Annotated in this window: 13 protein-coding genes and 1 tRNA gene; 12 read left to right on the top strand and 2 right to left on the bottom strand. The window is 65.6% G+C overall.

Translation table 11 applies throughout. The features are described 5' to 3' along the window. Positions 1 to 173: 173 nt before the first annotated feature. The 5 genes from ACP2AH_RS13310 to ACP2AH_RS13290 are packed head-to-tail and all read left to right on the top strand — an operon-like array spanning position 174 to position 4,295. The gene (locus tag ACP2AH_RS13310; protein ID WP_425106240.1) at positions 174 to 1,178 is read left to right on the top strand and encodes an ABC transporter substrate-binding protein; all 1,005 of its coding nucleotides are present in this window, start codon (positions 174 to 176) and stop codon (positions 1,176 to 1,178) included. A 10-nt stretch (positions 1,179 to 1,188) separates the two neighbouring features. After that, the gene (locus ACP2AH_RS13305) at positions 1,189 to 2,019 is read left to right on the top strand and encodes an ABC transporter permease (RefSeq protein ID WP_425106239.1); all 831 of its coding nucleotides are present in this window, start codon (positions 1,189 to 1,191) and stop codon (positions 2,017 to 2,019) included. Positions 2,020 to 2,021: 2 nt separating this feature from the next. Next, positions 2,022 to 2,828: an ABC transporter ATP-binding protein gene (locus ACP2AH_RS13300; RefSeq protein WP_307019643.1), complete on the top strand. Its 807-nt coding sequence runs from the start codon at positions 2,022 to 2,024 to the stop codon at positions 2,826 to 2,828. Positions 2,829 to 2,838: 10 nt separating this feature from the next. After that, the gene (locus tag ACP2AH_RS13295) at positions 2,839 to 3,591 is read left to right on the top strand and encodes an ABC transporter permease (protein WP_425106238.1); all 753 of its coding nucleotides are present in this window, start codon (positions 2,839 to 2,841) and stop codon (positions 3,589 to 3,591) included. Then, the gene (locus tag ACP2AH_RS13290; protein WP_307019504.1) at positions 3,591 to 4,295 is read left to right on the top strand and encodes a fumarylacetoacetate hydrolase family protein; all 705 of its coding nucleotides are present in this window, start codon (positions 3,591 to 3,593) and stop codon (positions 4,293 to 4,295) included. Before ACP2AH_RS13295 ends, ACP2AH_RS13290 begins: the two co-directional genes overlap by 1 nt. A gap of 137 nt (positions 4,296 to 4,432) precedes the next feature. Here the strand turns inward: ACP2AH_RS13290 and ACP2AH_RS13285 are convergent, their stop codons facing one another. Then, the gene (locus ACP2AH_RS13285) at positions 4,433 to 6,532 is read right to left on the bottom strand and encodes a DEAD/DEAH box helicase (protein ID WP_425106237.1); all 2,100 of its coding nucleotides are present in this window, start codon (positions 6,530 to 6,532) and stop codon (positions 4,433 to 4,435) included. A gap of 414 nt (positions 6,533 to 6,946) precedes the next feature. Between ACP2AH_RS13285 and ACP2AH_RS13280 the strand changes: the two genes are divergently transcribed. The 5 genes from ACP2AH_RS13280 (at position 6,947) to ACP2AH_RS13260 (ending at position 10,432) form a co-directional block, all read left to right on the top strand. Then, positions 6,947 to 8,086: a YheC/YheD family protein gene (locus ACP2AH_RS13280; RefSeq protein WP_425106236.1), complete on the top strand. Its 1,140-nt coding sequence runs from the start codon at positions 6,947 to 6,949 to the stop codon at positions 8,084 to 8,086. Between the two features lie 99 nt (positions 8,087 to 8,185). Further along, a tRNA-Gly gene (locus tag ACP2AH_RS13275) sits at positions 8,186 to 8,259 on the top strand. A gap of 355 nt (positions 8,260 to 8,614) precedes the next feature. After that, a complete protein-coding gene (locus tag ACP2AH_RS13270) occupies positions 8,615 to 9,550 on the top strand; it encodes a 2-hydroxyacid dehydrogenase (protein ID WP_425106235.1) in 936 nt (311 codons plus the stop codon). Between the two features lie 74 nt (positions 9,551 to 9,624). After that, positions 9,625 to 9,780: a hypothetical protein gene (locus ACP2AH_RS13265; protein ID WP_425106234.1), complete on the top strand. Its 156-nt coding sequence runs from the start codon at positions 9,625 to 9,627 to the stop codon at positions 9,778 to 9,780. A gap of 61 nt (positions 9,781 to 9,841) precedes the next feature. After that, positions 9,842 to 10,432: an SCO family protein gene (locus tag ACP2AH_RS13260; protein WP_425106233.1), complete on the top strand. Its 591-nt coding sequence runs from the start codon at positions 9,842 to 9,844 to the stop codon at positions 10,430 to 10,432. On the opposite strand, the gene ACP2AH_RS13255 is transcribed toward ACP2AH_RS13260, so the two are convergent. After that, complete coding sequence (locus tag ACP2AH_RS13255) at positions 10,377 to 12,320, bottom strand: glycosyltransferase (protein ID WP_425106232.1); 1,944 nt, start codon at positions 12,318 to 12,320, stop codon at positions 10,377 to 10,379. The genes ACP2AH_RS13260 and ACP2AH_RS13255 overlap by 56 nt on opposite strands. Before the next feature lie 230 nt (positions 12,321 to 12,550). Here ACP2AH_RS13255 and ACP2AH_RS13250 point away from each other — a divergent pair, with 230 nt between their 5' ends. Continuing rightward, positions 12,551 to 13,312, top strand: a complete 762-nt coding sequence (locus ACP2AH_RS13250; protein ID WP_425107039.1) for a transporter substrate-binding domain-containing protein — start codon at positions 12,551 to 12,553, stop codon at positions 13,310 to 13,312. Positions 13,313 to 13,400: 88 nt separating this feature from the next. After that, a complete protein-coding gene (locus tag ACP2AH_RS13245) occupies positions 13,401 to 15,053 on the top strand; it encodes a lysine--tRNA ligase (RefSeq protein ID WP_425106231.1) in 1,653 nt (550 codons plus the stop codon). Positions 15,054 to 15,122 lie beyond the last annotated feature (69 nt).

The following is a 15,122-nucleotide window of genomic DNA, read 5'->3' as shown; positions in this document are numbered from 1 at the left end:
ATCAACCAAATTGCGAATTGGTTCATTCTATGGCGCCATCAAGTCGTGTGGTCAAGCCGATCCGGCCTTGACCGGTCACATGAGCCAATATAAACCAAAATGAAATTGGTATCCGACCTCGCGGGTCGGGCAAGTGGCGGATTGAACCGCTCGGCTCTCATGGGAGACTGAAAATGCTCAAGGAAATCACCAGAAAACTGCGCGATCTCTCCGGCGTGGCGGTCGCGGTCGGTATAGGCCTTGCCCTGTCCGCGCCCTCGCAGGCTGAGGCGAAGGTCCGCGTCGCCTATGGCGACATTGCCTCGGTCGAGAACCTGCACCTGCTCGCCGCCTTCGAGCTCGCCAAGGCGCGCGGCGTCGATATCGAGATGACCTATCTGAAGTCCGAGGACATCGCCGCCCAGGCGGTGGTGAGCGGGCAGGCGGATATCGGCGTCGGCGGTCCCTATGCGCTGATGCAGAAGGTGAAGGTGCCGGTGCGCATCTTCCTGCAGCTCTCCACCCTGCGCTTCTATCCGGCGGTCAACGCCGAGTTCTACAAGACCTGGAAGGACCTCAACGGCCAGGAAGTCGCCGTGCATTCGCGCGGTTCCGGCACCGAGGCCATCATGAAGCTGATGGAGGAGAAGCAGGGCATCAAGTTCTCCAAGATCAGCTACATCCCCGGCTCGGAAGTGCGCACCGGCGCGCTGCTGCAGGGCAACGTCAAGGCGACGATCGTGGATTCGGCCGGCCGCCGGCTACTGCAGGAGAAGGCCCCGGGCAAGTTCATCATCCTGCCGCTGGACGGCATCAACGCGACCGACGAGGCGCTGTTCGCGCGCCAGGACTTCCTCGACAAGAACCCCAAGGACGTGGACATCATCGTCGAGTCGGTGCTGACCACCTGGCGCGAAGTGACCAAGAACCCCGCGGTCGTCGCCGAGTGGCGCGCCAAGTACAAGCTGCTGCCGGATCTCCCGGCCGATCAGGTGGCGGAGATCACCCCTTACTTCACCGAACTTGCCCAGGGTAAGGCGTTCCCGCTCAATGGCGGCGGCGAGGCGGCGGCCAAGGACGATTTTGCCTTCTACACGCTCTCGGGCCAGCTCCAGGGCGACCCCAAGACCCTGAAGGTCGAGGATTTCTGGGCGCTCGAGCCGCTGAATCGCGCGCTCGCCAAGGTCGGCACGAACTGAGGCCGGCGGGATGACCTATCCGGTCCAGGCGAACGGCTCCTCGCGAGCCGTTCCCCCCTCCGAAGCTTCCTTCTTCTGGAGGAAGCTCTCGGAGCACCGCACCGCTCTCTGGCGCCTGGCGTCGGTCGGGCTGTTCTTCCTCATCTGGGAAATCGCCGGGCGTATCCCGATCAGCTTCGCCTTCCCGACCTTTCTTGAGACGCTGAGTGCCTTCGTGACGATGACGCTCGACGGCTCCTTCGTCGCGGCCTATGCCGAGACGTTGCAGCCGCTGGTGATCGGCATCGCCGTCTCCGCCGTCATCGGCATCGCTCTCGGCATCGTCATGGGCCTGTCGCGCTTCGCGGAATGGCTGGTGGCGCCGGTGTTCATCGTGCTTCAGGCCGCGCCGATGGCGGCGCTGATCCCGCTGATCACCTTCGTCTACGGCATCGGCCTGGTGTCGAAGACGCTGGCGGTGATCATGCTCGCCTTGCCGGTGATCGTGCTCAATGGTTACAAGGCGGTGCGCAACGCCAATCCCTCGCTGGTCGCCATGTGCTACTCGTTCCAGGGCAATCTGTGGCAGCGCATCACCAAGATCATCATCCCCGATGCCAGCCCGGTGATCTTCGCCGGCCTGCGCCTCGGCCTCGCCGCCGGCTTTATCGGCGTGATCCTGGCGGAGCTTCTCATCACCCCGACGGGGATCGGCGACCTCATCACTTATCACCGCTCGGTGGCCAATTATGCCGAGATGTATGCGGCGGTGGTCTCCATCATCCTTGTGTCCACCCTGACGCTCGCCGCGCTTGAGGCTTTCGAGCTTCGCGTGCTGCGTCCCGAGAAGAAGAGGTCCTGACCATGCGCAACATCACCGCCCAGGCGGCGAGCGCTGCCTCCCGTCCCGCCGGTTCGGATGTCGCGGTCGAGGTGCGCGGCGTCTGCAAGATGTACAATGAGGTGGAGGCCCTGCGCGGCATCGATCTCGACTTTCCCTCGGGCAAGCTGACCACGCTGCTCGGGCCGTCGGGCTGCGGCAAGACCACGCTGCTCAAGATCATCGCCGGCCTGATCCCCGCCACCTCGGGCGAAATCCGCGTGAACGGCAAGACCGTCACCGGCCCGGGTCCGGAACGTGCCTTCGTGTTCCAGGACTTCGCGCTGATGCCGTGGGCCACGGTGATGCGCAACGTCGCCTTCGGCCTTGAACTCAAGGGCATGGGCAAGGACGAGCGTCAGGCGATTGCCGCCAAGTACATCGCCGAAGTGGGTCTGGCGGGGTTCGAGAACAAATATCCGCACGAACTCTCCGGCGGCATGCGCCAGCGCGTCGGCCTTGCCCGCGCCTTCGCGGTGAATGCCGATGTTCTCCTCCTCGACGAACCGTTCTCGGCGGTGGACGAACAGAACCGGCGCAAGTTCCAGGAGGATTTGCTGGAACTGGTCGAGAAGGAGAAGAAGACCTTCATCTTCGTCACCCACTCGATTGAAGAGGCGGTCTATTGCTCGGACCGCATCGTCATTCTGTCGCGGCGCCCCGGCCGGATCGCGCAGATCATCGAGCCGGAGATCGACCGTTCCGCAACGCCGGACGCCATCCGCCGTGACCAGGGCTACCTCGATACGGTCGAGGAAATCTGGCAGGGCCTGAAGCGCTACGTCGATTAGGGAGGGCGCGATGACCTTGTTTGGATTTCGCGTGCCCATGATGGCGTCGCTGCTCGTGTGGTGCGTCATCTGGGAGATCGTCGGGCGTTCCGGCGCGATGTTCCTCATTCCCCCGCTTTCCGACGTGCTGGTGGCCGCCGTGGCGCTGGTGCAGACGGGAACCTGGCAGGCGGCGGCGCTCACCACGCTGAACAGCTTCCTGATCGGCATGTTCTTCGCCATCGTCGTCGGCATTGCCATCGGCGTGCTGATGGGGCGTTCGGCCACGGCCGACAACCTTCTGGGAATCTGGGTCAATATCTTCGTCTCCGCCCCGCTCTCCGCGCTGGTGCCGGTGCTGATGATCCTGTTCGGCATGGGCGAGACCACTGTCGTTGTGACGGTGTTCCTCTTCGCGGTGTGGATCATCGTGCTCGACACGCGTGCCGGCATTCAGAGCGTGCCCAATTCGCTGCTGGAAATGGGCCGCAGCTACGGCGCCTCCCGCTTCGCGCTCTACAGCAAGATCATCTTGCTGGCGGCGCTGCCGGAAATCCTCGCCGGCATCCGTCTCGGCGTGGTGCGCGGCGTCAAGGGTGTGGTCATCGGCCAGCTGCTGGTGGCGATCATCGGCTATGGCGAATTGTTCGAGCTCTACTCGCGCAATTTCGACATGGAGAATTTCTGGGCCCTCACCATCATCCTCTTCGCGGCGGCGATGGGATTGTCGGCCCTGATCGAAAGCATTGAAAAACGCGTCGACTATTACGCAGGAGTACGCTGATGAACGCGCCTATCGACACCTCCACCTATGTGATTACCCCTCCTGGCATTCCGACGCTGCCCGTCGAAGGCTCGGACAAGCTGTTCCCGATCCACCGCATCTACTGCGTCGGTCGCAACTACGCCGAGCACGCGATCGAGATGGGGCATGATCCCAACAAGGAGCCGCCCTTCTTCTTCCAGAAGAACCCCGACAACGTCATCACCGATGGCACCTTCCCCTATCCCGACAAGTCCAGCGATGTGCATTACGAGCTGGAAATGCTGGTCGCCATCGGCAAGGGCGGGGTGAACATTCCGGTCGAGTCCGCGCTCGATCACGTCTGGGGCTATGGCGTCGGCCTCGACATGACCCGCCGCGACCTTCAGGGCGAAGCCAAGAAGCTCGGCCGTCCGTGGGAAGTGGGCAAGGCCTTTGAGGCCTCCGCCCCGTGCTCGGCGCTGGTGCCGGCCTCCGCCATCGGCCATCCCGCCGCCGGCAAGGTGTGGCTCAACGTCAACGGCACCCAGCGCCAGGTCGGCGACCTCAACCAGATGATCTGGAAGGTGCCGGAGATGATCTCCTACCTCTCCGGCCTGTTCGAACTGCGGCCCGGCGATGTCATCATGTCCGGTACCCCGGCGGGTGTCGGCGCCATTGTGCGCGGCGATGTGATGGAAGGTGGCGTCGACGGCGTCGGCACGCTCACCGTCAAGGTCGTCTGATCCGCTTCAGCCCGGCACCCGATGCCGAACATCGGGTGCCGGCGACGCGTGGATGAACAGGACGCAGCGCGATCGCTGCGTCCTGTTTTTCGTTTGCCTTTTTCAGCTGTTAGACAGAACCCGAGGCTCGCTGCCGGTCAGGGCCGGCGCGGCGGCTTGCTCTTGCCGGGCTTGGTATAGGGCTTCTTGCCCTCCGTGCCCTTGTCGAAGCGCGGCTTGCCTTCGGGCTTCTTGCCTTCCGGCTTCTTGCCCTCAAAGCGGCCCGGCTTTTTGCCTTCAAAGGTTTTCGGGCGCTCGGGGCGCGCCGAACGCTCCCTGTCAGCGTCCGCCAGCGGGTTCCATTCGCGCTTGTCCGCCCCGCCCTTGCGATGAGCGGTTTTGGCGCGCTCGGGCCTGTCGCCCGTCATCGCCTCACGCCGCGTCCGGCCATCGACTGCTGCTTCGTGCGACCGCTCATGGCGTGCCGCCGGCGCGCGCGGAGGCTTGGCCTCGACAGGCGCCTCATAAGCAGGCTTGTCCTGAGCAGGCTTGTCCCGCTCCGGTCGCGCGCGCTCGGGACGTTCACGTTCGGGGCGGTCCGTCCGCTCGCGTATCGGCCGCTCGCGGGGCGCGCGGACGAAGCGACCTTCCGGCGGGCCACCGGGCAGAGGCTCGATCACCACGTCGCCGCCCTCGATCCGGCGCGCCGCCTTGGCGAAGCGGTCGGCGGCGGCAAGGCTCACCTCGAAAGCGGTTTCCTCGTCGAGAATGCGGATGACGCCGATGTCCTTGCGGGTCACATTGCCGCGCCGGCAGATCAGCGGCAGCAGCCATTTGGGATCGGCATTGCTGCGGCGCCCGACATTGAGCCGGAACCAGGCGCTGCCTCCGCCCGAAGGGCCACCGAACTCGCGGTCGGCCGCGCGGTCGCGCACCGCCCGCGGCTCGCCGGGGTCGGCCACTTCCTCGGGGGCCGGCAGGCCGGCGCGATAGAGCCGCACCAGTGCGGCGGCCAGGTGCTCGGGCGCATGGGCGGCGAGCAAAGTGCGCCCGGCGGCGAGGTCTTCCTCGTTCGGCTCTTCCGTGAGCAGCGCATCGCCCAGCATGCGCTCATGGTCGAGCGCACGGATTTCTTCCGCCGTCGGCGGCGCGGACCAGACCGGCGCGATACCGAGTCCGCGCATCAGTTCCTCGGTCCGCCGGCGCCGGAAGGGCGGCACGAGCAGCACGCTCACGCCCTTGCGCCCCGCGCGCCCGGTGCGCCCGCTGCGATGCTGCAGGCTTTCCGCATCATTGGGCAGTTCGGCATGGACGACGAGACCGAGATTGGGCAGGTCGATGCCGCGCGCGGCCACATCTGTGGCGACGCAGACCCGCGCCCGCCCGTCACGCAGCGCCTGAAGCGCATGGTTGCGCTCGTTCTGGCTCAATTCGCCGGAGAGCGCGACTGCGGAGAACTGCCGCTCCTGCAGCATGGCGTGCAGCCGCCGCACCGCCTCGCGCGTGTTGCAGAACACGATGGCGGAAGGCGTGTCGTAGAAGCGCAGCACATTGACCACGACGTGGTCGATCTCGGTCGGCGCCACACGGATGGTGCGATATTCGATATCGGCGTGCCCACCTTCGGCGCTCGCCACCTCGATGCGTAGCGCGTCATTCTGGTAGCGCTTGGCCAGCGTGGTGATGCCGCGCGGCATGGTGGCGGAAAAAAGCAGGCTGCGCCGTTCCGGCGGGGTGGCGTCGAGGATGAATTCGAGGTCCTCGCGGAAGCCGAGATCGAGCATCTCATCGGCTTCGTCGAGCACCGCGACCTTCAGCGCGGAGAGGTCAAGCCGGCCGCGTTCAAGATGGTCGCGCAGCCGCCCCGGCGTGCCGACGACGATGTGGGCGCCCTGATTCAGCAGGCGCTGTTCCTGCCTTGGGTCCATGCCACCGACACAGGAGACGATGCGGGCGCCCGTCGCGGCATAGAGCCAGCCGAACTCCCGCTGCACCTGAAGCGCCAGTTCACGCGTCGGCGCCACCACCAGAGCCAGCGGAGCCGCGGCGGGGGCAAAACGCTCCTCGGCGGCGAGCAGCGTCTCGGCCATGGCGAGCCCATAGGCGACGGTCTTGCCCGATCCGGTCTGCGCCGACACCAGCAGGTCGCGGGTCGCCGCCTCCGGCGCAAGCACGGCGCGCTGAACGGGCGTTGCGCTGGTGTATTCCCGCTCGGCGAGCGCACGGGCGAGCGCCGGGTTGGTCGTCATGAATGTCACGGCAGGTCCGCCTATATCGCAGGTCGTCGGGCGCACAGGCGCCATCCGAGAAGATCTCTAGGCTTCTCCTTAATCGTGCCGGCGTCACCGCGCTACTGTCACCAGCGCATTCCGGGGTCCAGCCGGGCGCGGAGCCCACGTCGCGAAGCGCCGAGCGTCTCTCGCTCCGGCATCCCGGCCTGAACTCCCCACGTCAGACAGGCCGTCCCTGCGGCAGCGCCGAGGCGCCGCATCGCGCCGACCAGCGGCCGTTCACCAAGGATTGCGATAATATAATACCGATTTTCGTCGGTCTCGTTCGGTTGTAGCGTTGGCCTGCTTGAACAAGGGGTGGCGCATGCAACGGCGAGGGTGCCGAGGGCCGCGCTTCTCCCGGCATGTCCGTTTGGCGGCTCAGGTGCGAGGGGAACGGACATGACGGGGACGCCCGACGGAACATCCGACCTCGCGGGGGTCTTGGGCGGCTCGGCTTTTTCACCGGCCCCTGTCGGACCCGTCGCCATGATGGGTCACAGTGGCTATCACCCCGCCAAGATGCGCCCCGTGCGCCTGCGGGCCTTGCTGGCCGAGGCGGCGCTCCAGAGCGTGGATCTCTGCTTCCTGAACAGCTCCGGTTGCGAGCCCGTTACCGGAATGGTGCGCGCCTGGAGATGGAGTGTCGACGGCTGGTGCCAATCTTCTCATCCCCTGCCTCCCGTGGTCGTTATCCTCAATGAACCCGCGACGCGGCAAGAGGCCGAGGTGGAACAATGGGTGCTCGGCTCCTCGACGGCCCTCGGTACCCTGAAACGAGATAAGCTTGGCAATGCTGACCTTCTGGTCGGCACGCAGTGGGAGAGGCATGTCATCCCATCCGAATTGCTTGATCCCGGCCGCGCCCAATTGCAATTGGGCGCGTGGCTGGCGGGCGTTGGGATCGTGGTCAAGCCGAATGACGGCATGCGCGGCATAGGCGTGCATTTCCTCATTCCCGCCGGGAATGGTCGATGGGAGATGATACAGGGCGACCGTCGCCACGTGGTGACCACCGATGAGGCCATTGCACGGGTATGCGCGGCGATAGGCGCGCGGATGGGTTATCGCAGCTATGTCGTTCAACGCTACATCGACACGCGCGACGGCAGCGGTCGGCCCGGAACGCTACGCTCGGAAGTGATGCGTATGCCGGGCGGTGCGTGGGACGTGGTGCGCATCACAGGCCGCATTTCGGCGCCGGGAAAAGTGGTGTCAACCATTGCGCAAGGGGGCGCGTTGATGCCCGTCGACAGTTATCTCCGCGCACGCGGCGAGGCCGACATCGGCGGGCGGATACGCCAGATCGAGGCCCTCTCGCTCGCACTTGCCGAACGGCTGACGGAAAGTGACGCGGCACACCAATTTGAATGGGTCTTCGACCTCGCTCTGGATCAAGAGGGCGACCTCTGGTTTCTCGAGGCAAATCCTCGTCCGCTTAACTTCGGCGCGGAGCTTGAGCGCGCCACGTGCCTCATTGCCTATCTCAAATCCCTCGTTCCGGTCAGTTCGGCTTCGGCATCGGTGACGGCGGCGTCATGATTCACGGCCGGATCGTGCGCGGGGCCGTCTCTTCTGTGCGCTTAGGTGTGTGGGGGCTTGAAGAGGCCGCGTGGCGCCCTTAATGTGCCGCCGGCCTGAGCGGGCGTAGTTCAATGGTAGAACGGCAGCTTCCCAAGCTGCATACGAGGGTTCGATTCCCTTCGCCCGCTCCACATTTCCATCCGGCTGCGGCAGCTGTTGATGGGAGACTTTAGCCTTTTCAGCGATTTCGAAGGTGCTCACCGCTGGTCGGTGACAGCACTTGTCTGCCCGCAATGAGGGGCCGGCGCCGGAGGCCCGGGATTTCTTCTGAGGAACGGGACACGCGTGGCGCCTGTCCTTCCCGGCACGCCTCTTGGCGGTTTGCGGGACGTGGCGCGATCCACGCGCCTATTGGCGCGCTGTGGAGGCCGTGGGCGGGGCGCCAATTCGGGCGGCGATGGCAGCTACCGTCTATGTCCGCGTGGCTCCGAGCCGATAGGATGGAGCGGCCGGCGAGTCGGGCGGCTTTGAAAGCGGAGAATGCGCGTGAGCGGGGATGCCCTGGTCTTCTACAGCGCGGTGGATGATGGAGAGGCGTGGCGGGCGGCGCTCAACGCTGAACTCCCCGAGCTTGATGTGCGGATCGACCCGGATGTCGGCGACCCCGCCGACATTCGCTACGCCCTGGTGTGGACGCCTCCCGCCGGCTTCTTTGCGCGCTTTCCCAATCTGCAGCTCGTGGTCAATCTGGGAGCCGGTGTCGACTCGCTGATGCGGCGGGACGATCTGCTGCCGGTGAAATTCGCCCGTCTCAATGATCCCGGCATGGAGGCGATGATGGCGAGCTACGTCATCTTCGCGGTGACGCGCTATGCCCGCGACATCCCGGTTTTCGAACGCGCCAAGCGGCGCGGCGAATGGGACTATGTGCATCCCCGTCCGCTCTACGAGATCAAGGTCGGTGTGCTGGGGCTCGGCGAACTCGGCGCGGCTTCGGCCAAGGCGCTGGCGGGCATGGGCTACACGGTCTCAGGCTGGTCGCGTAGCCCGAAGGATATTGCCGGCGTCACCGCCTTCACCGGCCGTGAAGGGCTGGAACGTGTGCTTGGTGAAAGCGAGATCGTGGTCTGCCTGGTGCCGCTGACGCCGGAGACGCATCACCTGCTCGGCGCTGCCGAACTCGCCCTCATGCCGCGTGGCGCGAAGCTGGTGAATGTGTCGCGCGGGCCGCTGGTGGATGAGGTGGCGCTTGTCGAGGCGCTGCGCTCGGGTCATCTAGCGGAGGCGACGCTTGATGTGTTCGAGACCGAGCCGCTGCCGAACGGCCACCCCCTGTGGAACCTCGACAATGTGCTGATCACGCCCCATGTGGCGAGCATCACCGTGCCGGCCTTGGCGGCACGTGATGTGGCCGAGAGTGTCCGCCGGGTGCGCCAGGGATTGCCGCCGTTGCACGAGGTAGACCCGCGCCGCGGCTATTGAGGGACTGAATCGCGGGCGCGCGGGTCGCGCTCGTGCTAGGCTGTGTCGGAGGTATGAGCACGATGGCGACACCAATGGCACACATCGCGGCTTCGCGGAGCAAGGCCTTGACCTGGGGTGCGGGGATTGCCGGGGTGCTCGCCGTCGGTGCGGCGATCGGCCTGTGGGCGCGCCACGGTGCGGTCGTTTTCTTCGAGATGCTGACGGCTGGTCTCGCTTATTGCTTCTGAGCCTTGAAGACTGATCCCTGGCGCGCGCCGGTCGGGCGGCGCCGAGCCTTGCTGTGGTGCCATGTCGAACCGTCGTGTTGTCCTGCTCCTCGCCGCCTTCGTCGTCGGTGCCGTGGCCATCGTCGCGAGCGCCCTTGCTCTGCTCCCCTCCGGCCGGGGAACCGTATCGAACGAGGTGGCAATCGGCGGTCCGTTTCAGCTCGTCGACCAGAACGGGAATGCGGTGACACAGGACAGCTATCTCGGCAGGCCCACATTGGTGTTCTTCGGCTTCACCCACTGCCCGGACATCTGTCCGACGGCGCTGTTCGAGATGTCGCAGCTGTTCGAAGCTCTGGGGCCGGATGCGCGCAAGGCCACGGGGGTGTTCATCACCGTCGATCCCGAACGGGATACGCCTGAGGTGATGAAGTCCTATCTCGGCAGCTTCCACCCGAGCCTTCAGGGATTGAGCGGCACGCCGGAGCAGATTGCCGCTGTCACCCGCGCCTACCGCGCCTACGCCAAGAAGGTGCCGACCCAGGGAGGTGATTACACGATGGACCATACGGCCATCGTCTATCTCATGGACAAGAACGGCCGGTTCGTGGCCCCCTTCAACCTGAAGCGCCCGCCCGAAGACGCTGCTGCTGAGCTGCGCCGCTATTTCTGAGGCGCAACGTCGGCCGCAATCCCTGCCTCCGGCGTGATGTGCGCGCCAGCCCGTGTTCGGTCTTCTCCCAGTGCGACGGGGCGATGACGAGCGCGATAAGGGCGCGCCAGGCTGCCGCCGACATCATGAGCCAGTACACCGGCATGCTCAGCGCCACGCCGACCATGCCGGGAATCCGGCGCCGCTGCATGCCGAGCATGGTCGAAAGCACGGTACCGAGAAGTCCGGCCACCAGCACGCAGAACCAAACCCCGTCGAGCAGTGTCGACGTAAACGACAGCTCATGGATGGGCTCCAGAAACAGCCCCAGGAGCACGGAAGCGAACAGCACGGGATGAAGCAGCGCGGCCGCCGTGCCGCTGCCGAGAAGGAACAGGAGGGTCAGCGTTTCCGCCCATCCAGCCTCGCGTCCCATGCGCAGGGGCTGGCGTATGTGCACCAGCAGCGTCTGCATCCATCCCTTGTACCAGCGCGTGCGCTGGCGCATCCACGCACCGAGCCGGTGGGGCGCTTCCTCATCCGTGGCGGAGGCAATGACGTCCGTCCCCCAGCCGGCCCGCGCCAGGCGCACGCCCAGATCGGCATCTTCCGTGACATTGAAGGGGTCCCAACCGTTCACGTCGTCAAGCGCGGCGCGGCGGAAGTGATTGGACGTGCCCCCGAGCGGCAGCGGCAACCGGTAGTGGCCGAGCATCGGCAGAACGACATCGAAATAGCCGGCATATTCGGCGGCGAACTGCCGGGAAATCCAGCCATCGGCGAGATTGTCGATGACAAGGCGCGCCTGAACGCAGCCAATGCGTTGATTCCCGCGTGCATTGAGCCTCCCGCAAACGTGCCGAAGCTGCAATGGATCGGGCACATCCTCGGCGTCGTAGACGCCGATCACGGTGCCGCGCGCGAAGGGCAGGGCGGCGTTGAGCGCCTTCGGCTTGGTACGGGGGCCGACCGGGGAGGCGACGATGACCTCGAAGCCGGGACGGCGGGCGTGGAGCGCGAGTGCTGTTGCCGTTGCCTCATCGTTTGGTTCGATGACCATCAGAATCTGGAGTTTTTCGCGGGGGTAGTCGATCCCGTCCAAGGCGTCGACCAATTGGGGCACGACCCGCGCCTCGCGGTAGAGCGGAACGATCAGGCTGTAATTGGGCAAGGACTTGTCGTCGCGTGCCGGGCGGGGAGGCTTCTGAGGCGGTATCGTGCAGGCCGCCAGCTTCAGCGTCGCGCTGCCTATGAGCATGAGAGCGACGAGGCCAGGCAGTATCCAGGCGCCGATGAAGGAGGTGGCAGTCGTGGTGAGGAAGACAGCGGCGAGGAGGCACGCGATTAGTCCGAACACATAGCGGGACGCATGGAGCGTTCCTGCCGACTGATGGGGCTGCCGGTTCCGCAGCCGATAGGCGGCGAGGTTGCCGAGTTGCCGCCCGAAGCGCGCATGAACGAAGCGCGACAGCCGCTCCGGTGTCGTGAGGCTCACCCGTCCACAAAGCTGTGGGCGCTCCGCCAGCGCCGCCGCAAGCCGTCGCAGCTGCGCACCACGAGCCGCGGCGACGAGCCGTCCATCCGTCGTTCGCATGACGCCGCTGCGCGGCATGGAGCAGACATCGGTAGCGGCGAGCCTTGGCGCGGCCTTGAACACCGCCGGGTCGAGCGGCTCGAAGTCGATCCCGAGATCCCGCGCCGCCGCCTGAGCCAGCGTGTCCGGCGAGGCATGACCCGTGGCGAGCAACGTCTCGTCGAGCCCGGTTCCCAGCCGCTCAGCCCGGCGCCGGGCGTAATGCAGCACAGCCGGGTCAAGCCCTTGAGCGATACCGCGCATCTCGATGGGGATGCCGGGTGCTTCCACCGGTTCCAGCGGGCCCCATGAGCGCCAGTGCGCCAACTGCGTCATCGCGCGGCCTCTCGCCTAGTGCAAACCAAGACGGTAGAACATCGCGGAGGCGCGGCATCCGCCTGATCCAGCGCGAGGAAAGTGTGCGGTATTTTTATCCGGCAGTTAAGTCCTGTTTGATGACGGTGCTTACCGGGGCGGCTGTCCTTGCGCTGGGATTGCAGGGCGGTGTGGCGCGGGCGCAACAGGTGGCGACCCCAGCCACGGCTGCCAGCGCTCCGGCGGCGGTGATGGTTCCGGGCTTCTGGGACCCGAAGCGGCGGCCGGAGCGGCCGGATGTCACCCGCCTGCCGGTCCAGATACGTTTTGTCACCACCGAGGACTATCCGCCCTTCAGCTTCCGCGGCGAGGACGGGCGCCCGACCGGCTTCAATGTCGACATCGCCCGCGCGATCTGCACCGAGCTTGCCATTCGTTGTACGCTTGAAATCCTACCCTTCGAGCAACTCGTCGAGGCGCTGGACAGCGGCAAGGCGGATGCCGCCATCGCGGGTATCGCCATTTCCGCCGCCAGCCGCGAGCGCACGGATTTCTCCGATCGCTATTTCCGCTCGCCCGCCCGCTTCGTCGCCCGTCACGGCGATCCGGCGCAGAAGGTGACGCCGGACGCGCTCGCCTCCAAATCGGTCGGCGTGGTCGCCGACACCGCGCACGAGGCCTATCTGCGCGACTTCTTCAACGAGATCGCCATCCGCCGCTTTCCCGATGCGGACGCGGCGCGAGCCGCCTTGCAGAAGGGCGACATCGACCTGCTTTTTGGCGATGGCGTGCAGCTCGCCCTGTGGCTCAACGGCACGGCCTCCGCCGGCTGCTGTGTCTTTGTCGGCGGCCCCTTCACCGAGAGCCTTTATTTCGGCGAGGGGATGGGGATTGCGGTTAAGCGGGGCAACGACCCCCTGCGCCAGTCGCTGAACTACGCGCTGGCCCAGCTGTGGGAGGAGGGGGTGTATACCGACCTCTACCTGCGCTGGTTCCCGATCAGCGTTTATTGACGCGGACCGCCGCACTACCTAGAGCATGGGCCGAGGCGGCGCAGCCGCCTTTGACGTTTCAGTGAAGCCAAGCCCAGGAGGGCCTATCATGACGGCGACCGCTCCGGTCGAAGATTTTGCAGTCGAACTGCGCACGCTGGCGGAGACCGCCGGTGCCTGGCCGTTCGAGGAAGCCCGCAAGATCGTCGAGCGTCTGAAGCGGAAACCCAAAGACGAGGTTCTGTTCGAAACCGGCTACGGCCCGTCCGGCCTGCCGCATATCGGCACTTTTGGCGAAGTGGCACGTACCACCATGGTGCGTCACGCCTTCCACGTGCTGACCGAGGGCAAGATTCCCACGCGCCTGCTCTGCTTCTCCGACGACATGGATGGCATGCGCAAGATTCCGGAAAACGTTCCGGACCCGGCGGCGCTGAAGCCCTATCTGCAAATGCCGCTGACCAAGGTACCGAACCCGTTCGGCGGCGGCTATGAGAGCTTCGGCCACCACAATAACGCGATGCTCCGCCGGTTCCTCGACACGTTCGGCTTCGACTACGAATTCGCCAGCGCCACGGACTACTACTTCTCCGGCAAGCTCGATGCCGTACTGCTGAAGGCGGCGGAGAAGTACGAGGCCATCATGGAAGTGATGCTGCCGACGCTGGGCGAGGAGCGGCAGGCGACCTATTCGCCCTTCCTGCCGATTTCGCCGGTTTCCGGCCGCGTGCTCTATGTGCCGCTAAAGGCCGTTGACGCGAAGGCCGGCACCATCACCTTCACGGACGAGGACGGGGTGGACAAGACCCTTCCTGTCACCGGCGGCCATGTGAAGCTGCAATGGAAGCCGGATTTCGGTGCCCGCTGGGCGGCGCTCGATGTCGATTTCGAGATGTTCGGCAAGGACCACCAGACCAACGCACCGATCTATGACCGGATCAGCGAAATCCTCGGCGGCATCGCGCCCGAGCATTTCGTCTATGAGCTGTTCCTCGACGAGAACGGCCAGAAGATCTCGAAGTCGAAGGGCAACGGCCTGACCATCGACGAATGGCTGACCTATGCCAGCCCGGAGAGCCTGGCGCTGTATATGTTCCAGTCGCCGCGTTCAGCCAAGAAGCTGCATTTCGACGTGATCCCCAAGGCGGTGGATGAGTATTTCAGCTTCCTCGCCCGCTATCCGACGCAGGACTGGAAGAACCGGCTCGGCAATCCTGTGTGGCACATCCATTCCGGCAACCCGCCGGTGGAGGAATTGCCGCTGAGCTTCGGCCTGATGCTCAAGCTCGCCTCGGCTTCCAATGCCGAGGACAAGGGCGTGCTCTGGCGCTTCATTGAGCGCTATGCGCCCGGCACCTCGCCGGAAACCCACCCGACCGTCGACCAGCTGGCCGGCTATGCCGTGCGCTATTTCATCGACCGGGTGAAGCCGCACCGGAGCTATCGCCTGCCCGACGAGGTCGAGGCGCAGGCTCTGGCGCGGCTCGACGCGGCGCTGGCGGAAGTGGATGGCGAGGATCGCGATGCGATCCAGAACGCCGTGCTCGATGTCGGCCGTGCCGAACCGCGCTATCAGGACCACAAGCGCAAAAGCCCTTCCGGCGGGCCGGGCGTGACCTTTGCGTGGTTCAGCGCGCTCTATGAATTGCTGCTCGGCGAGAAGGAAGGCCCGCGTTTCGGTGGCTTCGTCGCCGCCTATGGCATTCCCGAAACCCGCGCCCTGATCGCGCGGGCGCTTTCCGGTGAACTCGCCAAGGCGTAGCGAAAGCCAGTGTGGCGGCGAAGAGGGGCGCACGCGCGTGCGGCGCCCCTCACATGAGAGCCTTTGCGG

The organism is Ancylobacter sp. (assembly GCF_965249975.1).
Taxonomy (GTDB): Bacteria; Pseudomonadota; Alphaproteobacteria; order Rhizobiales; family Xanthobacteraceae; genus Ancylobacter.
The sequence above is the reverse complement of the archived record's forward strand: the minus strand, read 5'-3'. Positions and strand labels throughout refer to the sequence as shown.

Coding starts and splice junctions, on each gene's coding strand:
- ACP2AH_RS13310 (WP_425106240.1), top strand. CDS start 174: ATGCTCAAGGAAATCACCAGAAAACTGCGCGATCTCTCCGGCGTGGCG.
- ACP2AH_RS13305 (WP_425106239.1), top strand. CDS start 1,189: ATGACCTATCCGGTCCAGGCGAACGGCTCCTCGCGAGCCGTTCCCCCC.
- ACP2AH_RS13300 (WP_307019643.1), top strand. CDS start 2,022: ATGCGCAACATCACCGCCCAGGCGGCGAGCGCTGCCTCCCGTCCCGCC.
- ACP2AH_RS13250 (WP_425107039.1), top strand. CDS start 12,551: ATGGTTCCGGGCTTCTGGGACCCGAAGCGGCGGCCGGAGCGGCCGGAT.
- ACP2AH_RS13265 (WP_425106234.1), top strand. CDS start 9,625: ATGGCACACATCGCGGCTTCGCGGAGCAAGGCCTTGACCTGGGGTGCG.
- ACP2AH_RS13280 (WP_425106236.1), top strand. CDS start 6,947: ATGACGGGGACGCCCGACGGAACATCCGACCTCGCGGGGGTCTTGGGC.
- ACP2AH_RS13255 (WP_425106232.1), bottom strand. CDS start 12,320: ATGACGCAGTTGGCGCACTGGCGCTCATGGGGCCCGCTGGAACCGGTG.
- ACP2AH_RS13245 (WP_425106231.1), top strand. CDS start 13,401: ATGACGGCGACCGCTCCGGTCGAAGATTTTGCAGTCGAACTGCGCACG.
- ACP2AH_RS13295 (WP_425106238.1), top strand. CDS start 2,839: ATGACCTTGTTTGGATTTCGCGTGCCCATGATGGCGTCGCTGCTCGTG.
- ACP2AH_RS13290 (WP_307019504.1), top strand. CDS start 3,591: ATGAACGCGCCTATCGACACCTCCACCTATGTGATTACCCCTCCTGGC.
- ACP2AH_RS13260 (WP_425106233.1), top strand. CDS start 9,842: ATGTCGAACCGTCGTGTTGTCCTGCTCCTCGCCGCCTTCGTCGTCGGT.